This window comes from Burkholderia metallica, assembly GCF_902832845.1.
Classification (GTDB): Bacteria; Pseudomonadota; Gammaproteobacteria; order Burkholderiales; family Burkholderiaceae; genus Burkholderia; species Burkholderia metallica.
The window spans coordinates 1,177,192-1,195,395 of record NZ_CADFDB010000001.1 but is presented as its reverse complement, the minus strand read 5'-3'; the positions used below and the strand labels follow the sequence as shown (position 1 = coordinate 1,195,395).

10 protein-coding genes are annotated in these 18,204 nt (G+C 61.9%); 7 read left to right on the top strand and 3 right to left on the bottom strand.

Annotated elements, in window-relative coordinates; genetic code table 11:
- The first annotated feature begins 111 nt into the window (after positions 1-111).
- A complete protein-coding gene (locus HWX08_RS05220; protein WP_174921708.1) occupies positions 112-2,541 on the top strand; it encodes a glycosyl hydrolase family 28-related protein in 2,430 nt (809 codons plus the stop codon).
- A 190-nt stretch (positions 2,542-2,731) separates the two neighbouring features.
- On the opposite strand, the gene HWX08_RS05215 is transcribed toward HWX08_RS05220, so the two are convergent.
- The gene (locus HWX08_RS05215; protein WP_069261124.1) at positions 2,732-3,913 is read right to left on the bottom strand and encodes a polysaccharide biosynthesis/export family protein; all 1,182 of its coding nucleotides are present in this window, start codon (positions 3,911-3,913) and stop codon (positions 2,732-2,734) included.
- 950 nt (positions 3,914-4,863) lie between these two features.
- Here HWX08_RS05215 and HWX08_RS05210 point away from each other — a divergent pair.
- From HWX08_RS05210 to HWX08_RS05185, 6 genes are all read left to right on the top strand, one after another.
- A complete protein-coding gene (locus HWX08_RS05210) occupies positions 4,864-7,179 on the top strand; it encodes a GNVR domain-containing protein (protein WP_174921709.1) in 2,316 nt (771 codons plus the stop codon).
- A 49-nt stretch (positions 7,180-7,228) separates the two neighbouring features.
- Positions 7,229-8,650 (top strand): DUF6418 domain-containing protein, encoded by a 1,422-nt coding sequence (locus HWX08_RS05205; RefSeq protein WP_174921710.1) that lies wholly within the window; start codon positions 7,229-7,231, stop codon positions 8,648-8,650.
- 153 nt (positions 8,651-8,803) lie between these two features.
- On the top strand, positions 8,804-9,949 hold the full coding sequence (locus tag HWX08_RS05200; RefSeq protein ID WP_174921742.1) for an acyltransferase family protein: 1,146 nt from the start codon (positions 8,804-8,806) through the stop codon (positions 9,947-9,949).
- Between the two features lie 309 nt (positions 9,950-10,258).
- Complete coding sequence (locus HWX08_RS05195; RefSeq protein WP_069259744.1) at positions 10,259-12,070, top strand: serine aminopeptidase domain-containing protein; 1,812 nt, start codon at positions 10,259-10,261, stop codon at positions 12,068-12,070.
- A gap of 380 nt (positions 12,071-12,450) precedes the next feature.
- Positions 12,451-13,641 (top strand): glycosyltransferase, encoded by a 1,191-nt coding sequence (locus HWX08_RS05190; RefSeq protein WP_174921743.1) that lies wholly within the window; start codon positions 12,451-12,453, stop codon positions 13,639-13,641.
- 38 nt (positions 13,642-13,679) lie between these two features.
- Positions 13,680-14,933 carry an oligosaccharide flippase family protein gene (locus HWX08_RS05185; RefSeq protein ID WP_069259746.1) on the top strand — a complete coding sequence of 418 codons (1,254 nt, stop codon included), beginning with the start codon at positions 13,680-13,682 and terminating at the stop codon, positions 14,931-14,933.
- Between the two features lie 401 nt (positions 14,934-15,334).
- Here HWX08_RS05185 and HWX08_RS05180 read toward each other — a convergent pair whose 3' ends face one another.
- On the bottom strand, positions 15,335-16,414 hold the full coding sequence (locus tag HWX08_RS05180) for a glycosyltransferase family 4 protein (protein ID WP_174921744.1): 1,080 nt from the start codon (positions 16,412-16,414) through the stop codon (positions 15,335-15,337).
- A 21-nt stretch (positions 16,415-16,435) separates the two neighbouring features.
- Positions 16,436-17,590 carry a glycosyltransferase gene (locus HWX08_RS05175; RefSeq protein ID WP_174921745.1) on the bottom strand — a complete coding sequence of 385 codons (1,155 nt, stop codon included), beginning with the start codon at positions 17,588-17,590 and terminating at the stop codon, positions 16,436-16,438.
- Positions 17,591-18,204 lie beyond the last annotated feature (614 nt).

Here is an 18,204-nt window from a genome sequence, read left to right as displayed (position 1 = left end):
GAAGGCAGGCGACATGGTCGCGAAACGATGTATACGAGATTGGCCGATCGCCAATAATCCGGCTATTTAATTTTTTGCGTCGCGATGGATTGCGATGCCAGGGGCGCTTAGATGACAGCAGAATTTCCGGCAACATATATCGTTGGTACGGCGACGGGCCTGACCGCAAGAACGCTTCTCCAGGAACTGGTCGATCTGCCGATGAGTGTGAAGCGGTTCGGGGTGATGGGCGATGGTGTGACCGACGATACAGCGGCACTCCAGACAGCACTCAATGCCGGGATCCCGTTGTATTTTCCACCGGGGACCTACCTGTATAGCAATACGCTGACCGCTAAAGCCTCGATCATCGGGGCCGGGTGGGACTCGATCTTGCAGTGCACTACACTGCAAGGCCAGAATTCGGTTATTTACTGGAAGGGCGTCAGTAATTTCAAAGTACGGAATCTACAATTTTTTTCAAAAAATGCAACCGCGTATTATCCGGATGAGAACGCCGGCTCAGTCAATATGCTGGATTGCAGCCAGTTCGAAATTTCGGGATGCAAGTTCAATAACTCGGCCGGCGGCGGCGCGATAATGCGAAGTTGCATCAATGGAAAGGTTTTCGGCAATACACTGCTCAATATCTGGCACGACGGCATTCATGTTACCAAGGCAAGCTCGGACATCACCATCACGAATAATGAAGTGATCAATGGCGGCGACGACGCGTTCGCGGTAGTTGGTTATTTCAACGAGGGCGTCCGTCCTCGCCGCGTTACGATCGCAAACAACAGGGTCGTCGGAACCAAATATGCACGTGGCATAGCGATTGTGGGTGCTCAAGACGTCACGGTGACTGACAATCAGATCTACAACCCCATGGGGGCCGGCATTTATGTCGCGTCAGAGCTGACGAGCGTTTACCAGTCGTACGGCAACGATAACGTGACGGTTGCTAACAATATTCTGGATACGTGCGGGGTGCAATCCAACATCGGCGCGATAGTTAATGAGCCAAATGGCCCGATCGGTTATGCGGCATTGGCCGTGACCGCGACGAGTGGATTTAATAATTCGAATATCACGATCGTCAACAACACGATCAAGAACGCGGCGGGAACACCGATCGGATTATGGCAGCCGGCCGGAAACAACATCCACGTCAATATTTCGCAGAACATGATCAGCAATGCATGGGATCCGAACAACAAGAACGGGTTCCCGTTGACGACGATCAGTGCGACCTCGGCGTCGACGACACTGAGCTTTGCCAATACCCCGGGCGTTGCCGTCGGCATGACGGCCTGGTATTTCAACGGATCGACGAGCGTACCGATCGGCACGGTCGTGTCGGCAGGCGTATCGACGGTGACGCTGAGCCAGAATGCGACCGTACCAAGTGGCGGGACCGTGATTTTCTCCGGCGTCGGCCTGTTCGGGACGACGATCGCGACGACCACTGCCGCCGCGAGTGCCGCCACGTCGCTGACGTTCGCCACGACGACTGGCGTCGCTTATAACGACAACTACGGCTTTGGGGCGCCTGGCAATGAAACGACGGGTGTGTCGATTGGGCAGAGCGTCAGCGGCGTCAACATTGCGTCCGGGACGTTCGTGACCGGTGTGGCGGCGACTTCGGTGACGCTCAGCAAGGCGACGACCGGCACCGTGGCGAGCGGTGCTTCCATCGTCTTTACTCCGATGGTCTGCATGACGTCTCAAACGATCACGACTTCGGCTGCATCGGCGGCGGGAACCAACATGCTGACGTTTACGCCGTATCCGTCGGCACGCGGCTGTGCGGTGGGGCAAGGCGTATCCGGAACGAATATCCCGGTCGGCACTTACGTGACATCGGTTTCCGGTAACGGAAATGGCCCGACCGTTACGCTGTCCAATAATTTCACGGGCAGCGGAATTGCCAGTGGCGCGTCGATTACGTTCACCGGGACCGGCGGATTGAGCGCCGTTTCCGGAATCACCCTGTACAACACCCGAGGGTGCATCGTCTCGAAGAACCAGCTGTCCGGCATCGCGAAGGACGGGATCTACGTGGACGGATCCTGCACGTCGTTCACCGAGGTCAGCGGCAATACTGGGGAAAATATCGGCTGCTGCAACGGGTTTGCTCGCCTTGTGACGATCGGGACGCTCACGGCCGGGGCATCGCTCAAGCTGCGGGGAAACTATATGGCCCAGCCAGTCAATTATCCTCGCGCAATCGACTCGCTGATCTCATCGAGTTCATGGTCCTACACGTCGTGGAGCGAAGACAATATCGCGCAAAACGGCTTTGTCGGTTTCGGCGTGCAACTGACGCCGGTTGTGACGACAGTGGGTGCTTCGCCGTGGAGGTTTACGAACAACAACCCGAGCGCGGTCAGCATGTCGGTCGCCGGCGGTACGGTATCGTCAATCAGCGTGTCGCGAAACGGGCAGCAGGCATATGCGACCGGATTGACGAACGGCATGGTCGATCTCAAACCGGGCGACGCCATGACGGTCGCCTATAGTGCCGCGCCCACCGTCACGATGATTCCGAGACTGGGGCAATAACGCGCGTCTTCATGTCGACGGGCAGTCGGGAAGGGCTCGACCGGACCACGCGGGCGGCGACGCACGGGCCGCCCGACGCTGTCGAATCGGATGTAGCCCTGGAGGCGGGCGATTTCGCGGCGGTAATACGATGTGCGCGGTCCGGTTCGTTGCGCACGCACCGAACCGGACCTGCGGTTATGCGCGACGGTTACTTCGTGACGAGCGCGCCGGTCAAACCGGCGCTGATCGCCGGCAACAGCAGGTTCAGCACGCGGCTCGCGCGAACGAGCCCGGTGTTGTCGACATAGACGATGTCCTTCGACGCCAGCGGAAACTGGTTCGCCAGCAGCATCGAAACCGGTGACTTCATGTCGAGTCGATAGACGACGGGGGCGCTGTCGTCGGCCTTGCGCAGTACGAAAACCTGTTTGGCGTTCGACGTCTGCTGATTGAGCTGGCCGGCCTGCGCGAGTGCCTCGTTCAGCGAGAGCGAGCCGTCGCGTTGCAGCGGCACGGCCAGCGGTTTGTTCACTTCGCCCGTCACGTACACGGGATTGTCGTCGCGGGCGCTCACATGCAGCAGATCGCCCGGTTTCAGCATGATGGCGGCAGGGTTCCCGCCCGTCTGCATCATCCGCGCGACATTCACCGGATAGGTCGTTCCATCGCGCGTGATCGTCACGCGACTCTGATCCGCGGTCGGTGCAAAGCCCCCCGCGCGATTGACGGCTTCGACCAGCGTCATCGGAATGTCGTTGATCGCCTGCGAACCGGGGGCGCGCACCTCACCATCCACATAGATCTGTCCGGCACGGAACGATGCGACGCGAACCGTCACTTGCGGCTTGATGAACACCTTCCTGAGTTCGGCGCTGACTTCGCGCTGGATCTGCGCCGCGGTCTTGCCGGCGACGTGGATCGGTCGCGTCATGTACGGGAACTGTACGTTGCCGTCGCTATCGACGACGAAGCCGGGCGCGGCGTCGGCTGATTTCGTGTTCGGCGTCGGCTGGCCGGCCGCGGTCGCGAATTCCGGGTGATCCCATACGGTGATTTGCAACACGTCGCCCGCACCGACCCGGTAGCCGTCCGGCTTGCCGAGCAGGCTGCCCGGGACGGGCAACGCGGTGCGGCTCTTCTGCTCCGCACGAATCTGGCTGATCAGCGTCAGGTCGATCTGCCTGACCGGCACCTTCATGTCACTGGTCACGTCGCCGTTGCCGTCGGTCGTGACCGGCAATGCGGGCGTGTCCGCCATGTGCTGGCCCGGCGCAAACGCACACGCGGAAAGCAGCGCGGCGAGCGCCAGGCAAAACACGGCGCGCATTCGACGCCCCGCGGGATTGTTCTTGTTCGGCACCGACGTGTCGAATGATGGGTGGCTGCTCATGTCGTCATTCAGCATGGTTAAACGAGAAATATGGGTGCGATGCGCGTCGACGTTCGCCACGGTCCGGGCCGTCTTGCCGATCGCGTGCTTGTCACACCGGAACGCGTTCCGGCGTCCGGAAGCCAACGACGGTGACAGCGGTGCCGCGCGGAATGCGTGCCGGCATTCCTTGCCCGGTTGTCCCCGTTCGCAGCGACGTGAAGACGGGCTGACCGTCAATACGTTGCCGCATCGCGAAGCAGCCGACGTCCCGCAGATGACGGGACGCTCGCGCACCCGCGTTCGACCGAAGACCTCACGTGTTTCCTCACTCGCTCGCCGTGTCGATCAACCGGCCGTCCGGCACGTCGACCTCATCGCATGCCGCCGGGCTTGTCGGCAGACTTGCGATCCGGAGCACGCTATCGGGCAATTGACGGCTCGATACGACGGTGTGCAGGCCGAGGTTCGTTCCCGCATGGCCGATGTTGTATGAAGCACCGGAAAAGGGATGTGCGCTAGTTCACCAAGATGAGGATCGCGAAACCGATGCGTTGCTTGCGGGCTGTCGCCGATTCGTCTTGCGCTTGCGCGGCCAGGACGGCGAAAACAGGGCCAAACCTTACAGATCGGGCGCGTTCCGGGGAGTCGGGCGACGCTTTCGAACCGGCCTCCGGCTTGGCGTGAGCGAGTTGGCCACCCGGCGATTCGTTTCCCCGGTGCCGCTTAATGTAAGGCATCGCACTCAGAAAACCGCCCATCTATCGCATAGTGAGCCGGACAAGCGAGGTCATGCGTCTTCTGCGCAACGAATCGGCGGTGCGTTACAGCATGCCGGTGGGCGGACACAGGACACATGCCTTGCGTGAGGTGCCGAAAGAATGGCCCGGGGGCGAGCGGCGCGAGCGGTGTGATCAATCGCGGGCACTGTCGCAAGACGCTCGACAGGATGGCAATTTGGGAGCTGATGCATGACATGGGATAGGCCTTCATCGAAGCAATCTCGAGACGGGTCGGGAAGTATTGCTCGCGACGGGGTTGGTTTTACGCTGGTCCAGTCGCTGGAAAACGTGCTGGATCACTGGCGCGTTGTTCTGGCCATTTTCCTGGGATGTGTGCTGCTGGCGCTGCTGTATGCGGTGACGGCCACGCCGATATACTCCGTCGACACGTTGATACAGATTCAGGAAAACAAGCACAGCGCACTGGGCTCGCTTTCGGAGATTTCGAACGCCCTGGATATCGAGAACTCGGCCGTCGTCGGTGAGATCGATATCGCTCGCTCGCGCGCGGTCGTTACCCAGGCGATGGACGCTACCGTCGCGCAGGCGGACGTGTCGGTCCGCAACAGCGTACCGCTCGTCGGCGGTTTGCTCGGTTCGGTCTTGTCGAAAGGTCCGAATGGTCTCGTCGAACCGTTGTTCAATACGCCATTCTGGGCGTGGGGCGGCGAGCGGATCGAATTCAAGGAATTCGACGTTCCGGATGCGCAGGTCGGCAAGAAGCTGACGCTCGATTATCTCGACGGCAACCGCTTCGTGTTGAAGGACGGCAACGGTCAGGAGGTGTTGACGGGGGTAGTCGGTCAACCGCGTGACGCGAACGGTTATCGGGTGAACATCGCGCGGATCGTGGCGCGTCCCGGTACGGAATTTCGCGTGAAGCGCGTCGCCACGCCGGTGCGGCTCGAGGTGATCCTGAAGAAACTGAACGGGGCGGAAACGAAGCGCCAGTCGGGCATCATGCAGCTGAGTTTCGAGGATCCCGACCCGGTGTTTGCCGCACGGTTGCTCAACGCGATTGCAGCCGCTTATCTGGATGCCAAGGCAAAGCGTCGCTCGGAAGACTCCGAGCACAGCCTGGCATTTCTAGACACGCAATTGCCGCTCGTGAAGGCGCGGCTGGAGCAGGCTGAGCGTGCGCTGAAGGAGTTTCGCAATTCGGAAGGCTCGATCGATTCGCAAGGCGACGTGCAATTACTGATCGACCAGCTGGCGCTTGTCGAGAAGTCACGGCTCGAAGCCAGGCTCGAGTATCAGGATATGGCGTCGAAGTATGTCGCCGGGCAACCTCAGCTTACCGCTGTCGCCAACAAGCTGAAGACGCTCGACCAGCAGTCGGCGGAACTGAAACGCAAGGTTGAGCGCCTGCCGTCGCAGCAACAGACTTACTTGCGTCTGTCGCGCGACGTGGAGGTCAACAATCAGCTCTACATCGGGTTGATGAACAACGCGCAGCAGCTGCAAATTGCCAAGGCCGGCACGGTCGGCAACGCGTCCGTCATCGACCCGGCCGTTGTCAGCGACAAACCGGTTCAGCCGAAGCGGGCAGTCGTGGTCGTGTTGGGCGCGGCGATCGGGCTGATACTGGGTGTGGCTGCGGCACAAGCCTGTGCGCTGTTCTTCCAGCGTGTTCGGAGTCCGGAACATCTGGAGGAAGTAGCTGGCGTGCCGATGCTGGGCGTGCTCCCGATCTCGCAGCATCAGGTCGAGGCCGACCGGAGAGAACGAACGCCGTATATCGCCGCAAGGGAGCACCCCGATACGCCGCTCGCCGAAGCGCTGGACAATCTCGCCGTGCTGTTGCGTTACGGGAAAGCGGCCGAGGACGGTAAATCAAGAGCCGTGCTGATTACGTCTCCCGAGCCGGGGCAGGGTCGGTCGATGATTTCCGCCAATCTGGCCTCCCTGTTCTCGGAAAGCGGCCTCAAAACCTTGCTCGTTCGTGCCGACGCAGACGGATCGAGCGTCGATCGACACGTGTCGGTGAAATCCCAGAAGGGTTTGTCCGACGTACTGAAGGGCTCGCTGGAACTCGGGAACGCGATCGTCCACGTCCGCGAAAACTTCGACGTGCTGCCCGGCGGAAGGAATGTCGAACCAGGGCGGCACCTGTTCGGAGCGGAGAGGCTCGAACCGCTGATCGCCTCGCTGCGGCGCGAATACGACGTGATCGTCGTGGATGCGCCGCCGGCGCGCCCGGTGGCGAACGTCGCGATGTTGTCGCGGCTCGCGGACGTCACGTTGATGGTAGCGCGGCAAGGTGCGGTCAGCTACGCGGGCGTGACGGAAGCGATCCGGAATCTGAACCGGGTCGGCGTGAACGTGGACGGGCTGGTGTTCAACGGTTTCCGGCCTTCACCGTTGCATTCGAGCTATTACGCGAATGCCCGTCGGCAGACGAAAGAAGTCAGGTCGCAAGTGGATTCCGGCGATGTCGTACCCGATGCATTTCTGTTCAAGGCGTGGGACAGATTGAGAAAGGGACTGCTGAGAAACGTCGCGTGAGATGGGCGCGAACGGCGCACGACCGGCGCAACGAATTTCGGATTGCAGCATGACGGACAAGACTACGCGAGCGATACAGGTCAGTGCCCTATCGGCAAGCGGCGTGACGATAGCGACGCTGCTTGCGCTCGGGTTGCTGATCAATGCGATGCTGCCGTCGCTCGGCGTGACGGAGCCGAGCGCGACGTGCACGTTGCTGATGGCGACACTGGGGCTTGTCGTCCTGGTCAAGTATCGGCCAGTGTTTGCCGTGTCGGTGCTCTACGTGCTCGCGATCGGCCTGACCGCATTCCTCGCCGGCGTCGGACTGGAGAACGGCGGATACCTTCGGGAAACCGATATCTCCGGGGAAGCGACCGGCGCGTTCAGCCGGCTCCTGACGTTCTATCTGATCTTTGTCGTCTGTGCGCTCGTCGCATTCGACAGGCTCCTGGACGAGCGTCCGTCGCACAAGCCGGTCAGAGCGCGGATCGCGTTGCAACCGATCAGCATTGCGACGGGCTTCGTGCTTGCGGCCGCAATCATCGCGACCGGCGTGCTCGCGGGTCTGACGTCGGGGTTCTCGATGTTTTCCGGCATCAACCGGTATGCGTTGCGTAACGATGCATCGAACGGGGCGATGTTCAACCTGTTCCTGAACAATCAGACCTTCATGGGTTTTTTGCTGGGCACCATCGCGACCAGTTCCGACAAGCGTATCCGGGGGCTGGCGATCGTCACGATGGCAGTCGACCTCGGGCTGAACGTGCTGCATGGCGAGCAGTTCATGGCGGTGCTGCATATCGGCCTGTGCTCGCTGGCACCATTCATCGCGATTCATGCGATGAACGGCAAACCGGTCGTTCGCTATCTGGGAATCGGCGCGGGGCTGGCGCTCTTGCTCGGCACCGTTTCGATCATTTATGCGTACCGCGGGCAGGGTCTGGAAGTGGCCGACGTGATCTCTTCGCGTTTTCTGCTGCAGGGGCAGCCCTGGTACGTGGTGGACGGCGATGCGCAGATGTTCACGGCGCCGGCGCTGGGCGGCGCGGAGGCGTTCTGGCGTTTCGTGCACTCGCTCGCTTCCTGGACGATGCCGACTTTTTTCGACGATTCGGAACCGAGCGGTTTGCGTGACCTGATGATGTCGTACATGGAGCCTCGGCTGCTCAAGGCGTTCATATTCGACGACGTCACGTTCACGATGGGAAACATGGCAGTGCCCGTGTACTGGTTCGGTTATGCCGGCGGGGCAGCCTTTGTCGCGATGACTGGCGTCGTGTATGGCGCGCTGGCCGCGTTGCAGATCCTGGTCACGATGCGCGGCGGCGTGCTGATGCTGTGGCTGATGGCGAAGGTATTCTCGTACGCGACCTTTGCGGTCCAGCAAGGCGATTACTGGATGATGTTCGGCTCGCGCACCGCTTTTTATGCGTTGATCGCCGTGGTCTGGTGGTACGTGATCGACAAGAAGCACTCGGGCTCGAGTTGACGCAGACGATGCGATCCCGATGACAGGAGCCGCTCCAGCGAATGCATCGCGCGTGGGTGCCACCTCGCGATCGTCGGGAAAGCGCTGGATTCGACTTCGATCGCAACGATGGCGAGTCGCGACGAAACATTTCGGTTTTTTACCCTTTCAGTCATGTCCCAATCGAATGATTCGAGGCGTTTTCACCATGTCGATGCGATGCGCGCCGTTGCGGTGATCCTCGTCATATGGACGCACTACGCCGAGCGATTTGCGCCGATTGCGGGCTCCCAACATGCGCTAGACACGCTGCAGCGCTCGATGAATTTCGGGCGGATCGGCGTGGTGGTGTTTTTTGCGATCAGCGGCATGCTGATTCCGAGCAGCCTGCACGGCGAGGTGGGGGCGGGAACGAAGCGGTTCCTGATTCGGCGATTCTTCCGGCTCTACCCCGCGTACTGGTTGGCGCTTCCGTTGGGATATTTCGTTCACTGGTATCTGTTCGATAAAAGGATGGACATCGACGGTGTCATTGCCAATGTGACCATGCTCCCTGCCGCATTTGGAGCAAGCCTGATATTGCCGCATGGCTGGACGCTGGAGACGGAGCTGTATTTCTACGGGTTGTGCCTGATCCTGTTCTGGCTGGGCGCACTTCACCGGATGGTCTGGTTGTGCATCGTCAGCGTCGGGTTGAGCGGGCTGTTCGCGATGATCGTCGCGCTGAAACTTGCGCCGGCCGGCATGGCCAGCGAATACAAAACCTTGCCGTATCACCTCGGCATCATGTTTTGGGGCGCCTGTTTTCGTCAGGCATACGACACACCGAATCAAGTGCTGCGCATTCGATGGCCGGGAAGCGGCGGGCCGGGGCGACTGGCCATCACTTACCGGTCGGCAGTCGCCTGCGTGACGGTGGTGATTGCGAGTATCGCGCTGATGGGAGCGCTCAGCGACTGGCGGCATGACAACCTGGACCACTTACCGACCTCGCTCGCTTACTTCATCGGCATCACGGTGTTCGCGATACTGGCGACCGTGCTGAAGCTGCGCATTCGCGTGCTGTCATGGCTTGGTGAAATCAGCTATTCGATCTACCTGCTGCATAGTCTCCCGCTGTTTGCGATGTTCTGGTTGTGTCAGCGTTTCCACATCACCGGATGGCCGCTTGGTCTCTACATGATCGTACCGATCGTGCCGCTGATTCCATTGTCCTGGGCAGGTTATCGATTGTGCGAAGCGCCGTTCGTGCAGCTTGCGCGTACGCTCACGGCGCGTCGGACCAGTACCGTGTTAGCCGCTCGCGAGGCGGATGGCTGATCCGTGCGGATCGGTCCGATCGGGACTCGGACCGGCGGCAAAGCGAGACGCCGACGTTTCGAAAGATCGGGAAACGAGCGTGCGATCTCTCCCGTGGATGCCGGCAGCTACCGAGAATTTCAGGTCGTGGACGTGGAGCCCCGGCGGTAATAGCAATAGCCGGATCGGGTGTCGCTGTTCATGACCGAACACGGGTTTCGCCATGACCTCCCGGTGAATGGAGCCGGGAAGAGATTGGCAGGGCAGGCTGACGGAGGAAAAGTCCCTGCACCGTATTTCGTTAGCGCTTATTAAAACAAGGATAAGACCATGACACCTGTCCAGTTTGATGGATGCGTCGGCTGGCTTCACGAGGGCACTCGAACACACGGCATCGTCATTTGCGAGCCGCTCGGTCACGAAGCACTGTGGCTTCACAAACTCGTGCGTTCACTCGCCGAGCATCTTGCGGACCGCGGTTTCCCGGTGCTGCGATTTCATTATCCGGCGAGTGGCGATTCGCTTGGCGACGAACGCGACCCTGGCCGCTTCGACCAGATGCTCGCGAGCGTTCGCTCCGCGGTGCAGGTGCTGCGCGCGCGCGGTACGCTGAGCGATCTGACGCTCGTGGGCGTCCGTGCCGGCGCGGCCGTCGCGCTCCTCGCCGCGGACGGCATCCCCGAGCTCACGCGGTTCGTCGCGGTTGCGCCCGTCGTACGCGGTCGCAGCTACCTGCGCGAGCTCTCCGTCGTCGCGCAGCACTGGCTCGACAACGCGCCACCGGCCGCGAAACTCGCGGTTCGCGACGAGAAACCGCTCAACATCCTCGGCCACACGTATCCCGACGATCTGGTCGAGGCGCTTCGGCGTATCGACCTGCGCCAGACGGCGGGTCAACTGCGCACATTACCGGCACGCGCGCTGCTCGTCGACGCACCGTACGGCGACGGCACGGCCCTGTCGGACGCGTTGCAGGCACGGGGTGTCGCGGCAAGTGTCCATGCATGTGCCGACTGGGCAGTCGCCATGCGAGAGCCGCTCTGGTCGCGGCTGCCGGAGGGTTTACCTGACGCGATTGCGGGCTGGATCGACGACGCACCTGATTCGATCGTTCAGGCGTGCGCACACCGTCCCGACCAAGACATCGTGCTGACGGGCAAAGGGAGCGTCGAACGCGTCGTGCGCGTGGGGCCGCAACAGCTGGTCGGGGTGCTGTGCGAGCCGACCGACGACATCATGCACGCCGGCGCGCCAACCCTCCTGATAACGAATACGGCCGCCAATCCACGCATCGCGGACGGGCGCCTCGCGGTTCGACTCGCCCGGTCGCTTGCCGCGCAGGGAATCTGCAGCCTGCGCATCGATTCGAGCGGAATCGGCGACAGCGACGAGCACGCGCGTGACAATCAATGGGACATCCCGTATTCGGATCAGATGATCGCCGACATGGTGGCCGCCGCAAACTGGCTGAAAGACGGCGGGCATCACAAGGTCGTCGCATTCGGGATTTGCTCCGGTGCGTACACGTCGCTTCATGCAGCGTCGAACGGGCCATTTGCCGGCGTGATCGCGGTCAATCTTCCTGTGTTCGTATGGCCGCGCGGAGAGACGCTCGCGAACGTGATCAAGAATCAGACGAATTCGATGCGAGGCTATCTTGCATCGCTGCGCAGTACGGGAAAGTGGCGCCGCTTGCTGCGCGGCCGTCGCGATCTGCGCCCGGTACTGCGCGGGCTGTTGCGCTACCTGGCGGATTTCATGTCGGTGCCGGTCATGCGAGTCGCGGAACGGGTCGGGCGAGGCCCGGGCAAGGATACGCCGCGCGGATTGCTGCGCGACATGTCGGCGCGCGGTATCCGCACGCATCTCGTCTATGGAACGTTCGACCCGGGTGTCGACACACTGGTCCGGCATTTCGGCCCCGCATCGCACGCGTTTTCACGCTTCCCGAACGTATCGGTCGACGTGCAGGAAGTCGTCGATCATTCGCTGTACGGCAGTGCCGCCGCGCAATACGTGATCGACCGGTGTGCGGAACTGCTTGTCGATTGGCGAGCGCCCGCGGAGCTTGCGCCGCCCCGGAAAACGAAACGCGCGACCGCATCGCATGCGCGCAAGCGGCGCACCGAGTCGACGCTCTAGGTCGCACCGGTATCGTTGCGGGCGGGGCGGCGCTGTGCGGCTGCCGCCATCGCGGCAAGCGTTTCATATGGTGCGGGAACGTTCGGCGGCGCGTCGGGCCGGTTTCGTGAAACCGGTTCTAAGTGACCATGCGAACAGAGTCGGCGTTCCCGGCACGCTATCGTAGCGGCATCGTGTTTCACGGATGCCGCCTGTCAGTCGTGCGCGGCGCCGTGACTCCGCTCAGGATTGCAGATGAAACGAAATTGCCACGAACGCCGGGAGCGGTGCAAATTTTACCGTATGCAAACGGCCCGCAGCCTCGCGCAGATTGCGCCGCGACGCGAGTACGGTGATAACGCGCCGGGCTTACGGTATCGACCATGCCGAGGTTCGTCGTGATGCGCGTGCTGGTCATCAACGACTTCGTTCGTCGGGGAGGGGCGGAGGAGGTGTACCGAATGTCCGTCGACGTGCTGCGCGCACGCAACGACGTGACGGTCGAAACGTTCGACGAGCATGCGCTCGGCGGCGTCGAGAACATTCGGCGCGCACGCGCGTGGTCGCCTTCTACCGCACGTGCGCTCGTCGCGCTGCTCGACCGGTTTCGCCCGCAGCGCATTCTGGTCCACAACTACCACAACCTGCTGTCGAGCGCGATTTTGCCCGTGCTTGCCCGCTACAAGCGGCGCTCGGGGTGCGGTCTGTACATCACCGCGCACGACTACCACCTGGTGTTTCACAACCCGAGCCTGCAAGTCTATTCGAGAGGACGCGGGCAGCCGCTGGCGCTCGACCGGTTGCATGGCGGCCGACGCTTGATCCCGATCGCCAGCCCGCGCGGCATTCTCCACGACGTCGTGAAGAAGGTGCATTGGCACGTGGTCAATGCGCTTTTCGACCCGCTCGGCCTGTTCGACGAGATCCTGTGCCCGAGCCCGTTCATGCGTGACCTGATCGCGCGATTCGGGCGCACGCGCGCCACGCTTCTGTCGAATCCGATCGATTCATCGCTGATTTCGCGCGCGCCGAAGCTTGCGCGGGGCGCTCGGCTGGATCTTGCGTTCGTTGGTCGCATCGAAGCGGACAAGGGGCTGGCCGAGTTTCTCGCGCTCATGGCAGAATCCGCCGGCGATGCGATCGGATCGCTTACCGTGTACGGCGAAGGGTCGGAGCGGGGCGGGCTCGAGAAGCGCCATGCCGACCTCGTCGAAACCGGTAGGCTGCGGTTCGCCGGCCGTCTCGACCATGCTGCGCTGTTCGCCGAACTGCCGACGCACGATGCGCTTGTTCTCCCGTCGGTCTGGGTGGAAAACGCGCCCCTCGTGATCGTCGAGGCCGCGGTACTCGGCCTGCCGGTGCTGGTGAACGACATCGGAAGCCTGTCGACGTTCGGCGACGAGATCGGTAACAAGATCCTCTATCGAAATAGCGCCGACGATTTCTCACGCGCGATCGGCGCGCTACGCGCGCACCTCGGCGACGAAAATCGTCGCTACGACTGGTCGCGCTACACGGTCGATTGTTACGCGTCGTCGCTGTACGCCGCACTCGGCATCGACGAACACGTATCGCGCGCGCCGGCGCGTTGACGGTCGATGCACCGCCCATTTTCAGCCCAGAAGGCACGATGACTGCTGTTCGAAAAAACTTCGCCATGTTGTTCGCGTTGCAGATCTCGACGTACGTCGTGCCGCTCGTGACGTTGCCGCTGCTGACGCGTGTACTCGGCCCGCTCCAGTACGGCAGGCTGTCGTTCGTGCTCGCCGTCACCACGTACTTCATCAATCTGGTGAATTACAGCTTCGACCTGACGGCAACACCGCGTGTCGCGCTCGCAAGCGACAAGGTCGAGCGGTCGAGAATCTTCTGGACGACGATCAGCGCACAGTGGCTGATCTCCGTCGCGGGCTTCGTCGTGCTCGTTGCGATGACGTCGCTGATTCCGTACTTCGAAGCCGAGCGCACGGCGTTGCTGATCGAATTCGGGATGGTAATCGGTGCCGCGCTCACGCCGGGCTGGTACTTTCAGGGCATTCAGAAGCTGAGCGTGTTCAGCATGACGGTGGTCGGGTATCGCGCACTCAGCGTCGCCGCCTTCTTCCTGTGGGTTCATTCACCGGACGACATCCTGCATGCGGTGGCCATCAACGCGGCCGTGCCGTTGCTCTGCGGAATAACGTTGCTCGCTTATCTGTTCCTGGGGCGCGAGATCTCGCGCGTGCGTGTGCGGTTCGCCGATATCGTCGACGCGGTGAAAGGCGGCACGCAGGTCTTTCTCGCGTCGACGTCGATCTCGTTCTACGCGTCGACCAATACCGTGCTGCTGAGCATCGTGTCCGGTAACGTCGCCGCAGGCTATTTTGCGGCGGGCGACAAGCTGATCCGCGCCGCGGTCGGCATGTTGCAGCCGCTGCGGGCCACCACGTATCCGCATGTCACCTATCTGATGCACAACGCGCGTGACGAGGCATTCGCGTTCCTGCGCAAGCTGATCGTCGCGCAGGGTGCGCTGGTGCTGGCCATGTCGGTCGCGATCTACGAGTTCGCGCCGCTCGCGGTCCGGATCCTGTACGGAAGCTCGTTCGAGCCGACGGTCGGCGTGTTGCGTTGTCTTGCACTGGTGCCGTTCATGGCATGCATGACGGATCTCTTTGGTGTTCAGACGATGCTGCCGCTCGGCATGAAACGCATTTTCAGTACGATCCTGATCTCGTCCGGCTTGCTGAACGTGACGATACTGCCGCCGCTCGCGTCGCTGTTTGCGGCGCGTGGCGCGGCCATCGCGGTATTGCTGGTCGAGACGGCCGTGGCGGCCGCGCTGGTGTACGTGATCTGTCGTGAACGGGTCGGGCTGATCAAGATGCCGGCGAGGTCGCGGTAGCGCGATTCGCTGCGGAGCCCGAAAGGGCCGTTCGCATGATCCGGCGGCCATCGCCGCGATCGCCGGCATCGACTCCAGTCGGATACTTCATTCGCGGTCGTCGGTCGAGCGACCCGCCTGAGCCCTGTGCGCATTCGCGCATCTTGCATCGCGAATCCGGGCAGGTCGTGAACGGACGTATTTCGACGCGGGAGGGTCGTCGTGCCGCGTATCCCCGGGAAAGCATGGCGGGGACGATATGACGGCGCCGCCCCGATCGTCGCGATGATTCCGACGTCGAACGGCAGCGCGCGGGTGGATTGCGATCACGGAGGGAGGCGAGTGCGGCGGAACATGCCGACTCGCGTTTTGTTGCCGGTATTGATTGCGTCCGGGCGACGGCCCGTGCCGATTGCCTGCGGCTACAGCGTGTCGAATATCTCCGTCATCATTCTTGCGCTTCTGCTCCAGCAATATTGTGCCGCGTGAGCGCGCCCCTTTCGTCTGAGCTCGTCCCTGAGCTCGGCCGAATCCAGCAGATGCCGCAATTTTTCCGCGATGTCGTCCTGCGAATACGGATCGCAATACAGCGTCGCCTCGGCGCAGACTTCCGGCAGCGCTGCGGATTTTCCGACGATCGTCGGGCAACCGTAGCGCATCGCCTCGAGAGGCGGGATGCCGAACCCCTCGTAAATCGACGGATAGAGAAAGCATGCCGCATGCTGATACAGCGCCTTCAACTGTTCGTCGCTGATATAGCCGACGTACTTGACGTTCGGCTCCTCCACCGGGGCATGGTCCTGGTTTCCGAACACGGCCGTGTTCCTCATGCCGACGATGACGAGGTCGACCGACGGATCGTTGAGCTGCCGGAATGCCGCGATGAGCCGGCCGAAGTTCTTGGTGGGATTCATGCTGCTGACCGCGAGCACGAACCGGTTCGGCGTCAGCGAATGCGCGTCGAGTACGCTCGTGTCGGGCGCCAGTGCGTCGAGATGATCCGCACCGAGCGGAACGACACTGATTTTCTCGGTGGAAATGCCGCAGTGGTAGGCGAGACGTTCGCGTGAAAAGCTGGAATTGGTCAGCACGCGCGCGGAGGTGCGCGCCAGGATCCAGAACATGATCCGGTACCACACCCGAAACGACCGGGAAAAGTGGGCGGGCGTATCGAATACGGCCGCGTCGTGCATGTAGATGATCTGGTTGCGGATGAAAATGGACGCCGAGTTGCCGAGATTGACGAGGCGGCCGGGGCGGGCGAAAAAGGGAAGCACCAGTTGTTCCCAGACGACGCCCTTGTAAAAGCCGACCTTGACGGTCCGTGCGCCGCTTACCGCTACGGCGGGCTGCGGCGGCACGAGCACGGTTACCGGGTCCTGCGGCTGAAACTCGATCAGTGCGGCGATCAGCTCACGTGCGACGCGTTGCACGCCGGTCGTCTTCTGCGTGGTGAATCGGCCGTTGTACACGAGCTGTTTCGGTTTTTTGAAAGCGATCATGTCAGTCATTGAATATCGAACTCAGGGCCGGGCTTTGACGTGATCCAGTGCAACCGGCTCGAAGCCGCGGGCGCCCGCACGGGCATCTGCGGTGTCCAGTCCGTAAAGGGTGTGCCATTGCCGGAAGACCGCGTTCATCGAAAATCGTTGAACCGCCCGCGCCCGCGCGGCCGCTCCCATGGTTTCGCGAAGCTGCCGGTCTTCACGCAACGCAGTCAGATACGCGGCCATCTCGTCGATGCTTGACGCGACATAGCCGGTTACGCCATGAATGACCACGTCGCGATTGCCGACGACGTCCGTCACCACGGCCGGGATGCCGGCAACCTGCGCTTCGATCAACGCGACCGGCATGCCTTCCCAGCGAGACGTCTGGACGTAGATGTCCAGTCCCGACGTGAGCGCCAGCGCACGGGCGCGCGTCACCCAGCCGCTGCAGATGACGGCCTCGCTCAAATGGGGATCCGCAATCTCGGTCGCGTCGCCGCCGATCCACAGGAAGTCGACGTCGGCGCGCCGCAGCCGGGCGGCCAGTTCGACGAATGCCTGGTGGTTCTTCTGGAACGACGCGCGGCCGCTCATGCCGACGACGATCTTGCCGTCATCCCGCGATCGACGGGGCAGGATCTCGGCGACATCGACGCCGTTTTCCACCAGGACCGCCGATTTCGCCCGGACATTGTTCTTGATCTCGCCCAGCTCGCTGCTCGAACAAGCGACGATGGTTCCGCCGATGCGTGCCGCGATTCGTTCGAAGTTCAGGTAGGCGGCCTGCTTCATGCGCGAGATGTCGCGGCGCAGGAACGCAAGCCCGTGCGGCGAGTAGAAGACCGTTGCATTCGGGGCGGCGATCCTCGCGGCGACGCGTCCCAGCACGCCGGCTTTCGACGAATGCAGATGAATCGCGGTCGGCTTGCAGTCGCGAAGATGCCCGACCAGCGCACGCAGGCTCGAAAGATCCTGCCGGACGCTGACTTCTCGGCCCATGTCGACGTGGATCAGCTTCACGTCGGGCCGGAACAGCGTCGAATAGTCGGCCGGCGTTTCTGCCCGGATCGAGTGCAAAACGGTGACATCGACGCCGGATGCCGCAGCGTGATTGGCCAGCTGGGTCAGCATCGACAGCACGCCCCCACCAAACGCCTCGGCGATATGAACGATCTTTCGTGTGGTCATCTGTTGGTCTGTCGGTGCGATCGCGTTTTTCATCGATCGCCGTGGAGAAGGTTGTACGGCGAACAGTCGAATTGCCGGCGAGTCTTTCAGGCAGGACATCCGTTTCAAATTACTATGGATTCCTAATCTGAAAATCCGTTGGCATTGCGACCGTCGGGGCCACGGTGTCGTGCTCGACGCGCACGATCCGGTGACGTAGCCGGCGTAATCGGAGCGATCGAATTCGGGCTGAATTCGCGCTGCCGTCGCTCGGGATCACGCAACCGCGAACGCGAGCCGTGGTATCCGTCCCGTGATGGAAACATTGTGCAGCGCATGCGCGATGCGCTGGGTGCGATGGCTTACCGACGGAGGGATTAGTCGACGATCGTCCCGATCGGGCGACGTTTACCCGGCGGCTTGTCGTTCCCGGATTTGCGCCATGCTCGCGTAGCGATGCGTGACATGGCGCGCCGTGTCAGATTGGGCGACCGATACCTTGGTCTGCTGACGCACCGAGGCTGGCTCGCCCGAATGATTCAATAGAAGGTATCGTGTCGTATGCCCTGAAGGGCTCGTGGGATTTCCTCACGGTCAATGGTCGGCGCAAACGCGGCGCATTGCCGTCGCTGCGG